Origin of the sequence: Aquisalimonas asiatica (genome assembly GCF_900110585.1) — a bacterium.
In the GTDB taxonomy this organism is placed as follows: Bacteria; Pseudomonadota; Gammaproteobacteria; order Nitrococcales; family Aquisalimonadaceae; genus Aquisalimonas; species Aquisalimonas asiatica.
In genome coordinates this window covers 239,812-258,670 of record NZ_FOEG01000004.1, presented here as the reverse complement: position 1 = coordinate 258,670, position 18,859 = coordinate 239,812, and the positions used below count along the sequence as shown (strand labels likewise).

Annotated in this window: 17 protein-coding genes; 5 read left to right on the top strand and 12 right to left on the bottom strand. The window is 68.2% G+C overall.

Going from position 1 to position 18,859, the window contains the following annotated elements; translation table 11 throughout:
- The first annotated feature begins 93 nt into the window (after window positions 1–93).
- Entirely contained in the window at window positions 94–1,680 is a 1,587-nt protein-coding gene (locus BMZ02_RS11075; RefSeq protein WP_091643593.1) for a sensor domain-containing diguanylate cyclase, read from the top strand.
- On the opposite strand, the gene BMZ02_RS11070 is transcribed toward BMZ02_RS11075, so the two are convergent.
- The gene (locus tag BMZ02_RS11070) at window positions 1,673–3,655 is read right to left on the bottom strand and encodes a M48 family metalloprotease (protein WP_171909898.1); all 1,983 of its coding nucleotides are present in this window, start codon (window positions 3,653–3,655) and stop codon (window positions 1,673–1,675) included. The genes BMZ02_RS11075 and BMZ02_RS11070 overlap by 8 nt on opposite strands.
- Before the next feature lie 94 nt (window positions 3,656–3,749).
- On the opposite strand from BMZ02_RS11070, the gene BMZ02_RS11065 reads away from it, so the two are divergent.
- Window positions 3,750–4,388, top strand: a complete 639-nt coding sequence (locus BMZ02_RS11065; protein ID WP_091643587.1) for a DNA-3-methyladenine glycosylase family protein — start codon at window positions 3,750–3,752, stop codon at window positions 4,386–4,388.
- 1 nt (window position 4,389) lies between these two features.
- Here the strand turns inward: BMZ02_RS11065 and BMZ02_RS11060 are convergent, their stop codons facing one another.
- The 4 genes from BMZ02_RS11060 to BMZ02_RS11045 all read right to left on the bottom strand — a co-directional run bounded on the left by BMZ02_RS11060 (window position 4,390) and on the right by BMZ02_RS11045 (window position 8,048).
- A complete protein-coding gene (locus tag BMZ02_RS11060) occupies window positions 4,390–5,394 on the bottom strand; it encodes an alpha/beta hydrolase (RefSeq protein WP_091644071.1) in 1,005 nt (334 codons plus the stop codon).
- Between the two features lie 22 nt (window positions 5,395–5,416).
- Window positions 5,417–5,779, bottom strand: a complete 363-nt coding sequence (locus BMZ02_RS11055; RefSeq protein WP_091643585.1) for a nuclear transport factor 2-like protein — start codon at window positions 5,777–5,779, stop codon at window positions 5,417–5,419.
- 74 nt (window positions 5,780–5,853) lie between these two features.
- On the bottom strand, window positions 5,854–7,512 hold the full coding sequence (locus tag BMZ02_RS11050) for an FAD-binding dehydrogenase (RefSeq protein WP_091643582.1): 1,659 nt from the start codon (window positions 7,510–7,512) through the stop codon (window positions 5,854–5,856).
- A 92-nt stretch (window positions 7,513–7,604) separates the two neighbouring features.
- A complete protein-coding gene (locus BMZ02_RS11045) occupies window positions 7,605–8,048 on the bottom strand; it encodes a nucleoside 2-deoxyribosyltransferase (protein ID WP_091643580.1) in 444 nt (147 codons plus the stop codon).
- A gap of 167 nt (window positions 8,049–8,215) precedes the next feature.
- Here BMZ02_RS11045 and BMZ02_RS11040 point away from each other — a divergent pair, with 167 nt between their 5' ends.
- Window positions 8,216–9,250: a sensor domain-containing diguanylate cyclase gene (locus BMZ02_RS11040; RefSeq protein WP_091643577.1), complete on the top strand. Its 1,035-nt coding sequence runs from the start codon at window positions 8,216–8,218 to the stop codon at window positions 9,248–9,250.
- Here the strand turns inward: BMZ02_RS11040 and BMZ02_RS11035 are convergent.
- A complete protein-coding gene (locus BMZ02_RS11035) occupies window positions 9,226–9,804 on the bottom strand; it encodes a DUF2452 domain-containing protein (protein ID WP_091643575.1) in 579 nt (192 codons plus the stop codon). The genes BMZ02_RS11040 and BMZ02_RS11035 overlap by 25 nt on opposite strands.
- 164 nt (window positions 9,805–9,968) lie before the next feature.
- Window positions 9,969–10,913 carry a LysR family transcriptional regulator gene (locus BMZ02_RS11030; RefSeq protein ID WP_091643573.1) on the bottom strand — a complete coding sequence of 315 codons (945 nt, stop codon included), beginning with the start codon at window positions 10,911–10,913 and terminating at the stop codon, window positions 9,969–9,971.
- Between the two features lie 124 nt (window positions 10,914–11,037).
- On the opposite strand from BMZ02_RS11030, the gene BMZ02_RS11025 reads away from it, so the two are divergent.
- Complete coding sequence (locus BMZ02_RS11025) at window positions 11,038–11,925, top strand: DMT family transporter (protein WP_091643571.1); 888 nt, start codon at window positions 11,038–11,040, stop codon at window positions 11,923–11,925.
- Between the two features lie 5 nt (window positions 11,926–11,930).
- Here BMZ02_RS11025 and BMZ02_RS11020 read toward each other — a convergent pair whose 3' ends face one another.
- The 5 genes from BMZ02_RS11020 to BMZ02_RS11000 form a co-directional block, all read right to left on the bottom strand.
- Window positions 11,931–12,329, bottom strand: a complete 399-nt coding sequence (locus tag BMZ02_RS11020; RefSeq protein ID WP_139209202.1) for a hypothetical protein — start codon at window positions 12,327–12,329, stop codon at window positions 11,931–11,933.
- A 166-nt stretch (window positions 12,330–12,495) separates the two neighbouring features.
- A complete protein-coding gene (locus BMZ02_RS11015) occupies window positions 12,496–15,255 on the bottom strand; it encodes a coiled-coil domain-containing protein (protein ID WP_091643565.1) in 2,760 nt (919 codons plus the stop codon).
- Window positions 15,252–15,845 carry a condensin complex protein MksE gene (locus BMZ02_RS11010; protein ID WP_091643562.1) on the bottom strand — a complete coding sequence of 198 codons (594 nt, stop codon included), beginning with the start codon at window positions 15,843–15,845 and terminating at the stop codon, window positions 15,252–15,254. The genes BMZ02_RS11015 and BMZ02_RS11010 overlap by 4 nt, the downstream gene beginning before the upstream one ends.
- Window positions 15,832–17,076, bottom strand: a complete 1,245-nt coding sequence (locus tag BMZ02_RS11005) for a hypothetical protein (protein WP_091643559.1) — start codon at window positions 17,074–17,076, stop codon at window positions 15,832–15,834. Before BMZ02_RS11005 ends, BMZ02_RS11010 begins: the two co-directional genes overlap by 14 nt.
- A 185-nt stretch (window positions 17,077–17,261) precedes the next feature.
- Window positions 17,262–17,537: a hypothetical protein gene (locus BMZ02_RS11000; RefSeq protein WP_091643557.1), complete on the bottom strand. Its 276-nt coding sequence runs from the start codon at window positions 17,535–17,537 to the stop codon at window positions 17,262–17,264.
- Window positions 17,538–17,691: 154 nt separating this feature from the next.
- Between BMZ02_RS11000 and BMZ02_RS10995 the strand changes: the two genes are divergently transcribed.
- Entirely contained in the window at window positions 17,692–18,858 is a 1,167-nt protein-coding gene (locus BMZ02_RS10995; RefSeq protein WP_216110814.1) for an alpha/beta fold hydrolase, read from the top strand.
- Window position 18,859: the final 1 nt, after the last annotated feature.

The following is an 18,859-nucleotide window of genomic DNA, read 5'->3' as shown; positions in this document are numbered from 1 at the left end:
TCCTGGTCATCAGGCCATAATCCGCGACTGTGTCACAGGTTGGAGGGCGGGGGTGAATTATGCTGCTCCCCATCAGACAAGGGACGGAACCTGATGAGCGACGACACCCCCGAACCCCGCCGTGCCGCAACGCCAGGAAGTGCGCTGGGCATCGTCGGCCTGCATCGCGCCTGGCGCCAGGTGGGCCGGGACGCCGCGGGCATCACCGCATTTCGCGAGAAGGCCGGCCGGCTGGCAGAGACCGCCCGGCGCGACGGCCAGCGCAAGACCGCCGAGCTGGCGCTCATGGTGGAAATCATGTGTGCGCCCATCGAAAACGGCGAGGAGCCGGTCACGGACGAGTTCCGCAACATCGTCGGCAACTACCTGTCGGCACTGGACCGGGTGCAGGAGGAACAGGGCACCGAAGTGGTCGCGGACACGCCGTCCCACGGCGACGTCTACCTGCTTGCGGACCTGAGCGAGCCGGGCATGCAGGAGCTGCGCCGGCAGCTGATCCACTTCGGCTACCAGACCACGACCCTGTCCAGTCACCGGGCGCTGCGCGAGGAGGTGGCCCGCCACGCGCCGGAATCGGTGATCCTGGACCAGGACAACCTCCCGGACGGGTTTTCCCTCGACAGCCTTATCGGCGAGCTCCGGGCCGCCACCAGCGAGAAACCGCAGACGCTGGTCATCAGCTCCAGAGGCGACATGGGCAACCGGCTCCGCGCCGCACGGGTGGGGGTTCAGGCCTATCTCGTGAAGCCGGTCAGCGCCCATGACCTGATCGACCAGCTCGACAAGTTCGCGCCGGCACGCATCCCGGAGCCACTGAACATCATGCTGGTGGAGGACAGCCGTACCCAGGCCACCTACTTCGGCGGCCTGCTCGAGCAGGCCGGCATGCGGGTCAACATCGTCAGTGACCCCATGAACGTGCTCGACGCCCTGGAGGAGCAGGCCACGGACCTGATTCTCATGGACATGTACATGCCCCAGTGCGATGGCAACGAGCTGGCCAAGGTCATCCGGCAGGTACCCCGGTACGCGAGCATTCCCATCGTCTTTCTGTCGTCGGAGACCCAGGTCGACCGCCAGCTCGACGCCATGAGCCGCGGCGGCGACGACTTCCTCACCAAACCCATCGAGCCGGCCCACCTGATTCGCTCGGTGGCGATCCGCGCCGAGCGCGCCCGGCAGCTGCGTTCGCTGATGGTCACGGACAATCTCACCGGGCTGCTCAATCACACGCGGATCAAGGAGGAGCTGGAAAACGAGGTGGGCCGCACCAGCCGCCGCGAGGGCAAACTCGCCTTCGTGATGCTCGACATCGACCACTTCAAGAGCGTCAACGATACCCACGGCCATCCGGCGGGCGATACCGTGATCCGCAGCCTCGCGCGGGTCCTCCAGCAACGTCTGCGCCGCACCGACTCCATCGGCCGCTACGGAGGCGAGGAGTTCGCCATCATCATGCCGGACGCGACCGCGGAACAGGCCACGCGCACACTGGACGGCATCCGGCGCAGTTTCGCCAGCATTCGCCAGGAGGCCGGCGGCGAGCAGTTCACGGTCACGTTCAGTGCGGGCGTGGCGGCGTTCCCCGACTACGCAACCCCGGAGACCCTGACCATGGCCGCCGACTCCGCCCTGTACAAGGCGAAGAACGCCGGCCGCAACCGGGTGATCATTACGTAGCGTCCGCCACCAGCGCGTCACCGGGGAGCACCAGCGGCAGCGGGAACTGCAGCGATACCGTCACCACCCGCAGCAGTTCCGCCACGTTGGCACCCACGCCATCCTCCCCGACCACGACCGCCAGCAGCCCCGTGACCAGGCAGCGCTTGCCGTCTGCGTCCAGACCCTCCAGCGACCTCAGGGAGCCCGTCAGCGCGACTACCCAGTCATCGGGTACGTGGAATGCGGGCGCGCGCGGCACCAGCATGGCATCCATGCCACGGGCATACGCCTGCTCTGCCAGCGTGTGATCGCCGGCGTGGGCGTGCCAGGCGAAGAGAGCCATCACCACGGCCGCGCTGTCCAGCACCCGGTACAACGGCGAGGCATCCGCGCGGGCGTGTCCGTGAGCATGCGCCTGCAGCCGGATCTGCAGCAGTCGCAGCAGTGCATACGCGTGTACGCGAATGCGCCCGTCAATCCGGTCGAGTCGGGCAATCCGGGCGGCCGCGGCGATGAGGCGGCGGGCGTCATCCTCCGGGACATCCGCCAGCGTCGGGAGCGCCAGCTCCAGCAGCGGCAGGCGATCCCGGGGCTGGACCGGGCGCCCGTACTCGGCGAGCAGCGCCGCAACGGTAGCGCGGACACCACCGCCCAGACACGACTCCACGGCGTCAAGCTGCTGCCGGCGGATGACCGCGTCATCGGCAAGCAGCAGACAGAGCACCAGCGCCGCCACCTCGTCCCTCGACCGGGCGGCCGCGCTCAGGCGGCCCGGCACACCGGCATGCAGCGCTCTTGCCTGATCACTGCCCGCCACCAGTGCGCCGGTTGCGGCCGCAATCAGCGCCGTATGCGTCACCGTATCGGCGCCCGGTGCGAGTACCGATTCCGCGGCGGGCGTCGCGCGATCGTCCGCCTCTTCCCCGGCCTCCTGCGCGCGGCGGCGCATGGCGTCCAGCATGGCGTCACGGATCGCGTCCAGGTCACCGGCGTCGAACCGCGGGTCCAGCGCCTCGATCCGCCGCGCGACGGGCGGATGGGAGGCCAGCAACGGCGGCCATTCGTCGGCGAAACCGAGCCCGGGCGCGAACAGCATGTGGCTCACCTCCCGGCGACGCGGGGCCAGCAGGGCCGACCCCAGCCGGCGTCCGGCCGCGATCTTCTTGAGCGCGCCGGCGAGGCCTTCCGGGTAACGGGTGTACTGCACCGCCGCCGCATCGGCCAGCCACTCCCTCTGACGGACGATCGCGGCCTTGACCAGGCGGCTGCAGAGCACCCCCAGCAACCCGGCAACATAGGCCGCCCAGCCCAGCACCAGCGTCGCCGGCGGGCGATGGCCTCCATGGCGAGCGCCAACGTGATCGCCACTGCTGATGGCCAGGGCCTCCAGCCCGTGAACGATGGCGATGAGCAGCGTGTTCAGGCGGGTGTCGCCGTTGACGATATGGCTGAACTCATGGGCGACCACGCCCTGCAGCTCGTCACGCTCGAGACGGTCGAGTGCGCCGCGGGTCACCACGACCACGGCGTCGCTCGGCGCAAAGCCGGCAGCAAAGGCGTTGATGCCCGGCTCCCGCTGCATGACGTAGACCCCGGGGGCGATTACGCCGGCAGCCAGCGCCATTTCCCCGACCACGTTGCGCAGGCGGCGCTCCGCCGGGTCGGTGGTTGCGGCCTGCACCGCGTCCGCACCCATGTCGACGGCAATCACGCGGCCACCGGCCCGCAGCCGCAGCGCCATGCGGGCGGTGAAGAAGCCAAGCCCCAGCAGGGCGACACCGGTGGCGACCGACAGGACCGTGGCGTGCCCGGACACGGCCTCGCCCATGCTCACACCCCGGGCACCGCCCATGAGCAGGGCCGGTTCCAGCGCGAACAGCAGGGCGCCGTTCAGCACCACCAGCAACCCCAGCACCACACCGGTGAACAACAGCAACAGGTAGGCGGTTCGCCACCGCGCCTGCTTCTGACGCTCGAAAAACGCCGTTGGCATCTGTGCCCTCCCTGGACAACCCCGCTTCCCAGTGAAGCCTCCAGTGTGCTTTGATTCGGCGTCAATGCAACTGTCAGCGGCCAGCGGGGCGCCCATGAGCGACAACAACCCACCGCCTTACGATGTGGACGCGGCGCGGGTCGAGCTGGCCCGGGAGGATCCGCCGCTTGGCACCATCATTGAACGGGTGGGCGCCTACCGGCTGGTACTGCGCGACACCAGTGATCCGTTCCGGGGGCTGTTGCGCGCCATCGTCTACCAGCAGCTCAGCGGCCGCGCGGCCGGGACCATCCATGAGCGGCTGAAGGCCCTGTTCCCGGACCACCACCCCGCGCCGGAGGCGCTGCTGGCGCTGCCGGAGACCGCACTGCGCGGCGCCGGGCTGTCGGCGGCGAAAACCGCGGCGGCGCGGGACCTGGCCGCAAAGACCCTGGACGGCACAGTGCCTCCCGGTGACGCCATGGATGACCTCGACAACGACACGCTCATCGAGCGCCTGACCCGCATTCGCGGCATTGGCCAGTGGACCGTGGAGATGCTGCTGATCTTCAACCTCGGGCGCGCCGACGTGCTGCCGGTCAACGACCTGGGCATCCGCAAGGGATTTGCGGTGACCTACGGGCTGGATGCGTTGCCGAAACCGGCCGCGCTGAAGGCGCACGGCGCACGCTGGGCACCCTGGCGGTCGGTGGCGAGCTGGTACCTCTGGCGCGCCTCGGAACTGCCGGACTGAGTCACGAACACAGCAGCCGCTGCGCCTCCGGCCGGCCCACCTCGTGGCCGGAGGGCAGCGCGCCGCCGATGTCGCGCAGCCAGGCGTTGATGTCGGCGTGCACCTGGTCGGCCCCCGTATACCGGGTGAGCATGTGGTACCCACCGGGGTAGAGCACCATGCGCCAGGGTCGGAAATCCGGATCCGGCAGCTTGCCCAGCATCAGGCACACCGGATCGGCGGGAATGATCTGATCCTCGTCGCCATACAGGATCAGCGCCGGGCCGGGCAGATCGGCACTGGCCACCAGGGCCTCGTCCATCAGCTCGGAGAGGCTTTCGATGGTGTCGATCCGCGCCTCCCGCTGCACCATGGGATCGGCCTTCAGCGCTTCCAGCACCGCATCGTCATCGGTGGGCTCGTTGCCCAGCGCCTGGGCCAGGTCCACGGACAGGCGAATCCCCGGCGTCAGGGTCTCGCCCAGCCAGAGGCCGAACTGCTGGTACCAGGGCATGGTCTCTTCCCCCCAGACCGCCGGGGCAATCAGCACGCTGCCGGCAACCACCGGCGCATGGTCGTCTGTCAGGGTGAGCATGACCACGGCGCCGCCCATGCTCTTGCCCATGAGAAAGAGCGGCTTGCCGGGGTAACGCTGTGCGAGCAGCTCGGTGGCAGTAATGGCGTCGTTCACCAGCAGGTCGCGGCCGGGCCAGATCCCGCGTGGTTCCGAGCCGCCGAAGCCGCGCTGATCGTAGGCGTAAAGCGCCATGCCCTGCTCGTTCAGGCCATCGGCCAGCACCCCGAAGGCGCCGCCGTGATCGTTGAAACCGTGCAGCGCGAGCACCACCGCCCGGGGCGCCGTGTCGGGCAGCCACCGGTGCAGCGGCAGCCGGTAGCCGTCGGCAGCGGTGATGGTGTCGTCGTTGAGCTGCGGCGTCTCCGGGCCAGGCCCGACCGGACGCTCGACCGAGCCGGCGCAGGCGGCCAGAAAGAGCACGATCAGCAGTAGAAACGCCGCGCGGGGCATGGCGCCCGCAAGCCGCTCCCGTTCATTCAACTGGAAACAGCTCCCGGTAACGCGATGCATCGAAGATCGTCTCGATCCGCGTGATGCGGTCGTTCTCCACCGTCGCCCAGTGCACCAGGTCGACCTTGAACTTGTCGGAGATCTGGATGGTGAATTCCATGACATGGCAGACGTCCGCCCCGTCCGCGAACACCTTGCGCACGCGCACGTGATGCACGATGCCGCTCGACATGAACGACTGATTCACCAGCGCTTCGGCACACTCCAGCGTCTCGATGGGGCTGCGGTAGTGGAACCCCGTGTCCGCCAACCAACGCCGCGCCTCGCCGGGGTCCCGATCCAGAATGGCTTGCAGGTAGGCATCAACAACGTCTCTGGGGTCCATGCAGTCGCGGTCTCGTCGTCGGTGGCGGGCTCTCCCTACAGTTTACGCGGCGGTGCGCGCTTCGTCGCCCCGGCTCAGGCCACGGCGGCGGCACAGGCGCGCCCGGCGGAACGCCCCGAGAACAGGCACCCGCCGAGAAAGGTGCCCTCGAGTGAGCGGTAACCGTGCATGCCGCCGCCACCAAAGCCGGCCGCCTCACCCACGGCGTAGAGGCCGGGGACGGGCGCGCCGTCAGCGCCGAGGACGCGCGCCTCCAGGTCCGTCTCCAGCCCGCCCAGGGTCTTGCGGGTGAGGATATTGAGCCGCACCGCAATCAGCGGCCCGTGCTTCGGGTCGAGCATCCGGTGGGGCCGCGCCGTGCGGATCAGCTTGTCGCCCAGGAAGCGCCGGGCGTTGTGCATGGCCATGATCTGGAAATCCTTGGTGAACGGGTTGGCCAGCTCCCGGTCCCGGGCGGCGATCTGGTCGCGCATGTCGGCGGCGTCCAGGAGGCCGTCGCCACTGAGCTCGTTCATGCCCGCCACCAGGGATTCGATGGAATCCCGCACCACGAAATCGGCGCCGTGCGCCTTGAACGCCTCCACCGGCCCCGTGGCCTTGCTGCCCACGGCACGCTTCGCGGTCATGCGCCAGCTACGCCCGGTGAGATCCGGGTTCTGCTCGGAGCCGGACAGGGCAAACTCCTTGCGGATGATGCTCTGGTTGAGCACGAACCAGCTGTAGTCATACCCGGTGGACTGGATGTGGGCGAGCTGGCCCAGGGTGTCCGAGCCCGGATACAACGGCGCGGGGAACCGCCGCCCCCGGGCGTCGAACCACAGCGACGACGGCCCGGGCAGCACGCGGATACCGTGCCGGGGCCAGATCGGGCTCCAGTTCTGCAGACCTTCCACGTAGTGCCACATGCGGTCGCGGTTGATCACCCGGCCACCGGCGGACTCGGTGATGCCGAGCATGCGCCCGTCCACATGGGCGGGCACACCGGAGACCATGTGCTCAGGCGGTGTCCCGAGGCGGTCGGGCCAGTTCGCACGCACCAGCTCGTGATTGCCACCGATACCGCCGGCGGCCACGATCACGGCCTGGGCATTGAAGCTGAATGGCTCATTCTCCTCGCGGGAGGTGGGCTCGCCGCGGGCGGCGCTGTCGGCGGCCAGCACGGCGCCGCGCACGCCGTGGATGGTGCCGTTGGTGGCAAGCAGTTCATCCACACGGTGGCGGAAACACAGCCGGATGAGCCCCTTGTCCGCGGCGGCGCGCACCCGCCGTTCGAAGGGCTCGACCAGGCCGGGGCCGGTGCCCCAGGTGATGTGAAACCGGGGCACGGAGTTGCCGTGCCCGGTGGCATCGTAACCGCCGCGCTCGGCCCAGCCGAGCACGGGGAAGCTGCGGTGCCCCATCTGCCGCAGCCAGGCGCGCTTGTCACCGGCGGCGAAATCCACGTAGGCCTCCGCCCAGCGGCGGGGCCAGGCATCCTCGTCCCGGTCGAACCCCGCGGTGCCCAGCCAGTCCTGCCAGGCCAGCTCGCGGGAGTCGCGAATGCCCATGCGGCGCTGCTCAGGGGAGTCGACGAAGAACAACCCGCCGAACGACCAGAACGCCTGGCCGCCCAGGCTCTGCTCCGGCTCCTGGTCGACGATGATCACGCGCCGCCCGGCATCGGCCAGCTCCGCCGCCGCAACCAGGCCGGCCAGCCCGGCGCCCACGACCACTACGTCGGCATCGTATTGCATGCCTCTCCCCCGTTGTTGTTGATGCGCTTGTCAGCCGTACTCTGGCGGCGAACACCCTCCGGAGGCAAGAGGCCTTGTCACATCCGCGTGCGTCACCCCTCCGCCGGCAGCGCCCGAAGCGCGTCGGCCACTTGGTCCGCCAGGGCGCCGAGGTCGTCCAGGGGCTCCAGCAGCAGCGTGGTGCAGACATTGGCCAGCATCAGGTTGAGGCCACGGTCCTCGGAACCGCGGAAATCTGTCCGAATGCCGATGATGGGCATACCCCGGGCGTAGGCGTAGCCAAGCTCCAGGCTGGTGCCGGAATCCGCGTCCGGACCGTCGAGAATGGTCACCACCACGTCGCTGGCGTCGATCATGGCAATGCAGTCCGCGAACATGCGCGCCGACCAGTCCTCAAGGTGCAGGAACTGCGCCGCCCGCTCCTGGGGGAGGATGAATTCCACGCCCGGGTACCGGGCACGCACCGCGTCCGTGAGCTCCCGGTTGAACCGCTTCTCGGCCAGATTGAACAGGGCCCCGGCAAAGTAACAACGCATGCTGTCCGCTCCTTGTCAGTCGCACATGAAATGGACAGATCAGTATAACCGCTGATACAGGCCCAAAGGACCTGTCGCCAGCTTGCGGCAGACGCAGAAATACTGGAGGATCGGTCAGTACAGAATTAACGATCAAGACATGCCATGAGGGGTTGGCGGGCTCATTCATGACTCACGATCATCTGCGTGACAGTAGTCATCCGCTTGCCGCCATCGGCATCGATGACGCCTGGCAGTTCATCCGGGACCTCTGGAACCACTTCCCGGAAAACATGTTCGTCATCCGGGTGGCCGACAACGGCGACTTCCTGGTCGAGGCGGTCAACCCCGTCCAGGAGGCCATGCTGAACCTGCCACCCGGGGCGTGCATCGGCAAACGCATCGACGAACTCATGCCGGAACCGGGATGCCGGGACATCATCGCCCGGTACCGCCGCTGCGTGGAGCGCGGCGAGCCCATGCGCTACGAGGAGCGGGGCGTCTACGACGGCATGGACGGCACGCCGCAGGACGGCTACTGGATCACCCTGCTCATGCCCATCCGCGCCCACGACGGCGTGATCCGCCACCTGTTCGGCATCTCCCAGAACGTCACCGACATCCACCGGGCGCGTGTGGCACTGGAACAGCAGAACGAACGCCTTGAGCAGCGCGTGATCGAGCGGACCCGCGAACTGGAAGCGCTGAACCGGCAGCTGGAAGAGCAGGCCAATCGCGACGGCCTGACGCACGCTTTCAACCGCCGCTACCTGTACGAGACGGCCGCCGGCGAGTACCAGCGGGCACGGCGCTACGGCACCAACCTGTCGGCCATCATGCTGGACGTGGACCAGTTCAAGGCGTTCAACGACGAGCGCGGGCATCATTACGGCGATATGGTCCTGGTGGACCTGGTGCGCACGGCCCAGTACGAGCTGCGCAGCAGCGACCGGCTGGGCCGCGTCGGCGGGGACGAATTCATGATTCTTCTGCCGGAAGCCGATCTCGCCCGCGCCCACGCCACGGCGGAGCGCATCCGCGAGGCGGTGAGCGGTCGCGCCCTGTGCACCGTCAGCCTGGGTGTGGCCGAACTGGCACCCGGTGACGCGGCGGTCGACGCCGTGTTCCACCGCGCCGACGCCGCGCTACGCCACGCCAAACGCTCGGGGCGCGCACGCACGTCGGCGCTGCCAGCGGCTCACGCGTCGCCAGGATCCGGCTGATGGGCCAGCAGACCGCGCGCCTCGTTGTACGACAGCGCCCGGATACCCGAGCGCTCCATGGACGTACCCAGGGAGTGGGCCAACGCATAGGCGAACGCACGCTGGTAGAACGGCAGCCGCGATTCGTGCACCGGCAGCGCGTCGTCCAGGGTCTCCGCTGACTCCAGCGTCTCCTCGAAGCGCGCCCGCCTGTCCTCCAGGTAGGCCAGGAACGCCTGGTCCTCGGCAACCTCGTCGGCCAGCATCAGCGTCCAGCTCATGTCCGTCTGCAACCGGCACTCACCGATGTAGCGGCCGTAGACTGTCGGCGACCACTCCTGCGGCGGCACCGGCGACAGCCAGAAGCGGCCCTCTTTCTGGTACAGCCAGTAGGTATTGCCGGGCACCGGCTTGAAGTTGAAATCGCTCTCCAGCACGAACAGGGAGGTGAACAACTCCACCGACACCTGCTCGATGTGCTTGGGTGGCACCGCGGCCGTGGCGTGCCGGTTTTCCGTCAACGCAGCCAGCACCGGCACCTGTCCCTTGCCCTGCGGATTCGGATTGTCACTCATAAGGTGTTGATTCGTGGTTCGCGTGGCGTGAGGCGAGAGCAGGCAGTCTACGACAGCCACGCCGCCTTGTCACAGCTCCCGGGAAGGGGAAGCCCGCGCCACGGGGCTCCGGTCTTCAGCCGTGCCTGCTCCCAGGCGCCCCACGGGAGGTGTCCAGTGCTTCCCTAGCCCGGCAACAACCCCGACTGACGCGCCTGCTGCAGGAGCCAGTCGCGGAGCAGGCGCAGACCGGGCTCGTTGCGGCGGCTGCTCTTGTAGGCGAAACGGAAGGTGTCTCCGGTATACACGGTGTAGCAGGGCAGCCGCACCAGGTCCGGATCGTCGGCCGTGTCGATCATGTAGTCGTTGGTGAGCGCAATCCCCTGGTGGTGGCGGGTCGCGGCGTGCGCCATGAGCATGTGGCTGAAGTGCTGCATGCGCGCGGTGTCGGGCAGACGGACGCCACCGGCGGCGAGCCAGGTCTGCCAGTCCTCGCCGGGCTGTCCCATGATGCTGGACGCCGACAGCAGGGGATAACGGGTCAGCCACGCCGGATCAAGGCGTTGCGGCACGTCATCATCGATCAGGCCATCCTGCCGCAGGTCCGCGCACACCCGCTGCCAGAACCCGCGGCTGCAGATGGGGAACAGCCGCTCGCGGTAGAGCGCTTCGGTGGTGAACCCGCGCTGCCTGGCGTGCAGCGTGATGAAGGCGTCGGCGACCCGTTCGGACAACGCCGGCGCGTCATCCATCATCTCCAGCATCAGTTCCACTTCCGGGTGCCGGCGCTGCAGATCCTGCATCCGCGGAATCAGCCAGCGAACGGCGAAAGAGCTGTGCGCCGCCAGCCGCAGACGCGTGCCGCCCCGCCCCTGCAGCTGCTCGCTGGCCCGTTCGATCTGACCGAGTGCAGCGCTCACCGTCTCCAGGTAGGCGCGCCCCTCGTCCGTGAGAGAGAGCCGGCGCCCGCCGCGCAGGAACAGGGCTTCCCCGAGATAATCCTCCAGCTGCCGGATCCGGTGACTGACCGCACTCTGGCTGACGCGCAACTCCTCAGCCGCGCGGGAAAAGCTGTTCAGCCGGGCTACGGCTTCAAATACGGGCAATGCCTTGAGCGGTGGCAGCTTCATTATTCAATAATCTAATACCATGACAATTTAGATCATTATACAAGATGCTGTTTCCCGCCTATGATCCGGCCACCTGAGATCCACACCACCGAAACCGGAGCCACCTGGCGGAGACGCTGCATTCATGTCGGGGAAGACCGTTCACAGCGCCATTGTCCTGTTGGTGATCGGCAACCTGCTGGCCATCTTCTCGGACATCATCATCAAGGCCCAGGGGGGTGACATCCCCGCCCTGCAGTTCGTGTTCCTGCGCGTGCTCTGCACGCTGCTGTTGTTGCTACCGTTTCTCGCCATGGTCGATCGCGGCGCGCTGTTCCGGGGCACCCGGATCCACGTGGTGCGCGCGCACATCAGTCTCGTCGGGGTGTTCTGCATGGTGGTCGCGCTGGTGAACCTGCCGCTGGCAACGGCCAATGCGCTGTTCTACGCCGCGCCCCTGATCGTGATGGTGCTGGCCGTGGTGGTGTTCCGCGAGCGTGCCACGGGGCTCAGCATCGTCGCCGTGATCAGCGGCTTCATCGGCATTCTCGTGATCCTCCGGCCCATGGAGTTCTCCTGGCAGGGCCTGAGCGCGCTCGGTGCCGCGGCGGCACTGGGCCTGAACGCGCTGCTGGTGCGCAAACTGCCCCCCGGGCAGTCCATGGCGCACACGCTGATTCTCACCCACGTCTATGCAGTACCGGCCGCCTTCGCGCTGGCGGTGTGGGAGGGAGCGCCGTGGGACTGGTCACTGCTGCCGGCGGCCATGGGCTCGGCGCTGTTCATCCTCGGCTACAACGGTTCCGTGATCCTCGCCTATCGCAGCGTTGCGGCGAACCAGGTCACCAGCGCCGAGTACACCGGCCTGATCTGGGCCATCGCCTTCGGCTGGCTCTGGTTTCACGAGGTTCCGGATGTGTGGTTCGTGGCGGGTTCGGTGCTGATTGTCGGCCCGCTGGTGTTGCTCAGCCTGGCGGAGAAGCGGCGGTTGCGCCGCGACAGCGCTGCCTTCGACCCGTCGCTGTCAGGCTGAGCGGTTCACAGGCCGCGCACGCTGCTGAAGATGTCCCGGGACTCGCCATCGTCCCCGGAAGCGTCCCCTGCAGAACCGGCCTGGCGGCTGGTCTCCTGCCCCGTCAGCTCGGCATCAAGACGGGCGAAAACGGGGCGCAGCGTCTTCAGCTTCACCGGTAGCTGGAGCGTGTATTCGGCCTGCTCGGACGGCGTTCTGCTGCACCAGACCAGCGTCTCCGCCGGCGCGGACTCCCACGTCCCTTCCGGCGCGGCGTCCACATCCAGAAACACCAGCTGCGCATCCTCGGCAGGCACTTCCTGCCAGCTCATCCGGCCATCGGCCTGAAGCAGGTTGATCAGCGAGCGGAGAACGGCGCAGTCGTTGTCGCTCAGGTGCAGCGTCGCGTAGTTGATGGCGTCCATGGCCCGGTCCGAATCAAGGATGTCGGCACACGATTCCCACAATGCACAGCGGGGGCACCCGGATCGGGTGCACATGCGTTGCGGAAATCCCCAAGTCTCGGCTCAGCTTGGCTGCCGGAACCGCAACCGGACTGCGACGCACTTCACAGTTCAGCAACTCGGCCGCTCATGCAGTGGCCGCATCGGGCTGCCGCCTCACCTCGACCCGGTGGGCGTCGGTGAGCACCAGGCGCCCCTTGGCCGTGGGCCGCAGCAGATAGATGATCTCGGCCGCCTCCAGCTCGCTGGGGCTGGCCAGGATCGGCACGAAATCCTGCGAGGCAGCCAGGTCGAGAATGGAGCGGACGTTATTCGGCGACAGCGCCGCGACCTCGTCCAGGTAGAACGGCACGGTCACGGGCTGGCGCGCTTTCAGCAACCCCCGCAGCAGCAGCAGGTTGATCACCACCTTGATGGTCACCGTGGTGCCATTGGACTGGATCTGACTCAGCTGCGCATAGGAGCGCGACTGCCCGTTCGGCAGGGTGACGTCGAAGGCCAGCTCGTAGGCATCGGCCAGGCGGATCTGTGGCCGCTCGCGCAGGGCGTGGTCGACGCGCTCCAGGGCATCGTCCAGATCCAGCGCGTCGTCGGCACCGAAGGTGAAACTGCCCTGATCCTGCCCCTGCCGGCGCAGGGCGCTGAGCTGGGCGACCAGGTCGCGGTTGCGTTCCACCCGGACCTCCAGCCCCTGCAGGTTGGAGATGCTCAGTTCGCCAATGCGGGCATTGAGCTGGTCGCACTCACGCTCCAGCACGTCCAGCCCCTGCAGGAGCTGCGCCGCCTCCTGCCCCAGCCCCTTGAGCAGCCCCTGCCAGCGCTGGCGCAGGGCTTCGCGCTCCTGGTCGAAATTGTCCAGACGCTCGCGCAGCTCGCGCAGACGGTGCGCCTCCGGGCCATCGCCCATGAAACGAACGTGGTGGGGCTGACTGGCGATCCGCTGCAGCGCCTCGGTGACGCGGCGGCTGAGCGCCTCCTCGTCCTGGAGGATCTGCTCCACGGCCTCGCGCCCCTCGCGCGCGGACTCCAGCTCCCACGCCAGGGTGTCCGCGTTCCAGTCAAAGCGCTCCGGGGCCTGGTTCATGCGCTCGAACAGCGCCTCGTGGGCCGTGCGCAACTCGCCCTTCTCGGCACCCAGCTGCTTGAGCTGCTGCACGCTCTGCTCGAGATCCTGGCGCAGCTGATCCGACTCCTCGCGCAGGGTCTCCTGCTGCTGGCGGAGCGACTCGGCCTGCGCCTCCAGCTCCCGCTGCTGCACGCGCCAGTCGGCGGCCTGCTCGCGCATGGCGGTCAGCTCGGCATGGGCGTCCAGACGCTTTTCCGCCTGCCGGCAGGCCGCCTCCAGCTCCTGCCGCTCGGCTTCGAGCGCCTGGCGGGACTCCGCGGCCTGCAGCGCGGCCTCGTCCCGGGAGATGGCCGCATCGAGGTCACTCAACCGCGCCTGGATCGCCTCCGGGTCGCTGAGACCGGCCAGATCCGCCTCCGGCAGCGCATACAGGTGAACGGTCACGGCGTCTCCCTGGAACACGCCCTGGGCATCGATCTTCGCGAGCAGATCGTCCAGGCGCTGATGCAGGGCCTCCCGGTCGTGAACCGTGACCCCTCCGTCTCCCAGAACCTGCCCCAGCAGCGCCGGGTTGACCAGCCGGAACAGCAGCTCCAGCTGCGCGTCGCTGTACACCTGCCGCAGATCGGCGGCAAGCAGCTGGCGGGCATTCTCCAGGCGGTGGGCCAGATCCCTGCGGGCGGCACGATTGTGCTCCAGCCGCCGCTGCACCGTCTCCGCGGCATCGGCGGACTCGGCGGCATACAGACGCCGCCGGCACGCCTCGAGACTGGCCTGCTGGGTGGACAGGGCCTGGCGCTCGAAGGCTTCATCGAAACCGCTGAACTCGCTGGCGCGCTGCTCCAGGGTCTTGAACCGGGACATCACCTCGCCGAGCCGCCGGTCCACGGCCTGCTTCTCCTCGCCCAGGGCGCTGATCCGCTCCGCCGTCTCCGTCTGGCGCTGCTCCAGCGCCGCCTGTCGGTTGCGAACACGCGCCTGCTGGTCATCCAGTGACTCGGACTCCGCTTCGAACAACGCCTTGTACCGCTGCCAGGCGGGCAGAAGCTGGCCACGCTGACGGGAGCGCTCGCCGTCCGCGGCGATGGCTTCCTCGATGCTCACGCGCACGTGCTCGAACGCCTTCTGCGTGTTGGTATCGCGACGAACGGCGTCGAACATGGAGCCGTAGCGCTCCGCCAGGTTGATCTCGGTGGCGGGAATGTGATCCCGGGCGATCTCGATGAAGAGGTTCTTCAGGTCATGCTGGCGCACGCGATCCAGGTGAATCAGATTGCGGAACACGCGCAGGAAACGGCTGTAGTTCTCCGGCTGGCGGACCGGCACGATACCCAGAAGCGGCACGCCCGTGCGCCGCCCCTGCCCGGTCAGGGCCTGGCGCAGCTCGCCCGGCTGCACCCGGCGGGCGCCGCCCTCGGACTCCAGCGTAGCGATGACCTCCGCTGCCGGTCGCACGGTGGTGCCGTCGACATAGTGCTCGCGCCGGAACGGGCCGTCGTAGATCCAGCGCTGGTAGCCGTGCATCTGCGCCGGCCCCAGTCCCTGGATGAGCACGCACTTCACGCCCTCCGGCGTATTCGCCTCGAAGACGATGAAACTGCGGTCGCTGCCGAAGTAGAACTGCCGGGTGGTTTCCTGATCCTCGGCGAAGTGCATGTCCTTCTGCTCGGAGACGTAGAGAAACTGCAGCACCGCGATCAGGCTGGTCTTGCCGACGTTGTTCTCGCCCACCAGATGGCCGCTGCGATCCAGCGCCACTTCGCCGTAGTCGTAGGGCCCGGAGTTGATCAGCACCAGGCGGGTCGGTCCGAGCCGCTTCATGCCTGCACCTCCCGGACCGGAACCTCGTCGGCGGCCTCGGCATGCAGCCCCTCGGCGACCTCCCGGGCGATATCCAGAAACCGCAGCGCCGGGGCACGGAAGCGGAACCGTTCATCGTCGTTCCAGGCGGCAAAACCGAAACGCACCAGCCGTTTCACTTCGTCGCGCAGCAGGTCTTCGTCGGGTGTGCGGTCGAGCTGTTCCATGATCTCCACGTAGCGTTCGCGCCCCAGGTGCGGCAGGTCGGCAATGCTCCAGCTGCGCTCCATGACCAGATCCTCCAGCGGCTCTGCGCCGCCCTCGTCCGCCCACAGCGCCTCCACGAGAATGAGAAAGAACACGGCGGAGCGCCGGGTCTGCCCGCTCACGGACTGCGTCTCCTGCGCCTGGAAGTAATAGAACCCCCGCTCGTCGGCCTGCAGCCGGTAGCCGAGCCGGTCGAACAGCTCCTCGAAGGCCGCTTCGTGTTCCTGCAGTTCGTGGTACAGCCGGCCATCCTCGGCGCAGAGGTGGCGGCCGCGGGAGAGCTCACCGAAGATCTCGGCAAGTCCGGGCAGATCGAAACGGCCCTCGCCTTCAGTCGCGCTCATGATCGGTTTCCATGGTCTCGTTGGTCAGGCTGCGCGGGTAGGAGCGCAGCGTGTAGTCACCAAACTGATAGTCGCGGGGCTCGCTGCCGGGCTGCGTCTCCAGGCGACGCACGGCCCGCCCGAAGACCGTCAGCAGATCGCGCACGGAGCCGCCGCGGTCGGCCAGGGAGTCCACCAGCCACGCCAGCGCGTCATCGGGCTGCGCCGTCTCCAGCTCACCGAACAGGCTGGTGAGATCCACCCGGTTGATGGGCTCGCCGCCATCCTCCAGCGCCGCATCCAGCTCCACCCGGCCCCGGGGCTGGTAATCCGCCAGGCGGTAGAGATAGGCCTTGGCCGCCAGGTCACCGAACAGGCCCTCGTGCCGGCTCACCGGCGCGCCGACGCGGGCCTCCAGCTCCAGGCTGCCGGCACCGTTCCGGCGAATGTGATCCAGCACGCGGCTGACATCCCGCGCCGTCTCGCTTTCACGCATGGCCCGCTGGTACAGCGGCTGCAGTTCGAGCATGGACTCGCGGAAGTCGTCAACGATCTGCCGGCGCATGCGGTACAGGCGCAGGCGGTTCTCGCGCACACCGCCGGCCAGATCCGGGCGCCCGGCAGCCAGGACGCCTTCGGCATCCAGCATGCTGCGATCCAGGCTGTTGAGGTGCTGCTCCATGACCTGCTCGGTGTCGATCAGCTCCTGCACCGGGACCAGGTAGCGTTCCCAGAGCCAGATCACCCGCGCGTAACGCGCCTGCAACGAAAGGGCGTCGGGGTTGGCCTGAAAACGGATCACGGCGTCGGTGATCGCGTCCTTGTTGCCCGCGATGTCGTGGCGGATCTCCTCGATGCGTGCGGTGAGCTCCTCGAGCACGAACGGCAGATCGGTGGATTGCGGCGCGGCCACGGCCGTATTGAGCTCGGCTTCCAGGCGGGTGATGTCGGCGACGTAGCTCTCAAGCTGGGAGGCGGAGGTGAGGTGATGCTCCCGGTGCAGGTAGCGCAGAAAGCGCTCCAGCGGCTGCGGAAACTCCAGCGCGTCGGTTTCCGGCCGCCGTTCCAGAAACCCCATGGCGAGCAGATTCTCGCGGATAGTGGACGGCTCCGGATCGGCCGGGCGCCGGTGTCGCCCGATCACGGCCATGAGTTCGGCTTCGGTCACGGCCCCGGTGTCCAGAAGCTCCCTGAGCAGGGGATACTGCTCCGCCGCAAACCTGAGAAAGCGTTGGGGGGTGATGGGTGCCATGCGTGATCGGGTCCTTTCTAAGTCGCTCGGCTGCCCTGACCGTGGTGGCGTGGCGGCATCATCCAGCGATGGGTGCCCATCATAGACGCAACGCCGACGCCAACAATGTCGACAGGTTCACTCAAAGGGGAATCAGCGCGACGCCACGGCCCGCGTACCCGGGGAATGACGCCCGACATCACCGGTTATGCACCGCCGCCGGTGCGGCGGATGAACTCCTTCTCCGTGGACTCCCAGATGATCCACGCCCAGACCACCCCGCCCACGGGGAACATGGCCAACGCCAGCAGCAGGTTGGGCAGTGGTTCAAACTCCGGCGCGATCAGCCACATGACCAGCGTCCAGACCACCGCCGTGGACACCCCCCAGCCCAGGGCACCGTTGATCAGCAGAAACCGCCGCCGGCCCTTCTGCCGCGTTTCGCCCCAGTGGGCCAGTCGCTGTCGCCGGGATGTAATCATCCTCTGTCTCCAACGGGTTGCAACGCCTCCGCGGGGCAGTCTAAAGGAAACCGTACCCAGTGCGCACTGGTGCCACGGCCCGGGCGACTCCCACCGCTTCGGCCACGGCACCGGTGCGGGTACACTGCGGGCCGCAGCCACGGAGACCGCCACCATGCACGCCGACAGTCCGCCGCCGGTTCCGGCCCTGCCCGACGGGGTCCGCTCCCGTCGCATCGCCAATGGCAATGGCCTGACCATGCACGTGCTGGAGGCGGGCCGCGCCGGGCAGCCCCTGATCGTGCTGCTGCACGGCTTCCCGGAACTCACCTACACCTGGCGCCACGTGCTGCCGTCACTGGCGGCCGCCGGTTACCACGCAGTGGCGCCGGATCAGCGCGGCTACGGCCACACGACCGGCTGGGACGGCGACTACGACGGCGACCTGGCCAGCTACCGGCCTCTGAACCTGGTACGCGACGTGCTGGGCCTGACCGCGGCACTGGGCTACCGCTCCGTGGCGGCGGTGGTGGGCCACGACATGGGCTCGACCGTGGCTGGCTGGTGCGCCATTGCACGGCCGGACGTGTTCCGCTCCGCCGTGTTCATGAGCGCGCCGTTCGCCGGCGCGCCCGCCTTCCCGTTCAACACCGCCGACACGCCGCCCCGGCCCGCAGACGCGTCGGCGCCGGACCTGGACGCCAGGCTGGCCGCCCTGGACCCACCGCGTCGGCACTATCAGCACTACTTCCGGGGCCGCGCCGCCGACACCGACATGCGCCGCTGCCCCCAGGGGATCCACGCCTTTCTGCTGGCGTACTTCCACATGAAAAGCGGCGACTGGGACGGCAATGCGCCGCGGCCGCTGGCGTCCATGGCCGCGGCAGAGCTCGCCCGCATGCCCGGCTATTACATCATGGCGCGCGATCACACCATGCCGCAGACCGTGGCGCCGGCCATGCCGTCAGTGGACGCCATCGCCCGCTGCCAGTGGCTGCCGGATGCTGCCCTGGCGGTGTACAGCGATGCGTTCGAGCACACCGGTTTCCAGGGTGGACTGCAGTGGTACCGGGCCTTCGCACTGCCCGCGTACCAGGCGGAGCTGTACACCTTCTCGGGCCGGGCGGTGACGCAGCCGGCCTGCTTCATTGCGGGGGATCGTGACTGGGGCGTCTACCAGGCACCGGGTCGGTTCGAGCGCATGCATTCCCGGGGCTGCACCGACATGCGCGGCTGCCATCTCGTCCCCGGAGCGGGGCACTGGGTGCAGCAGGAGGCGCCGGACGCCGTGAATGCGCACCTGCTCGCGTTCCTCGGCGACGCAGTACCGGCAACAGCCTGAG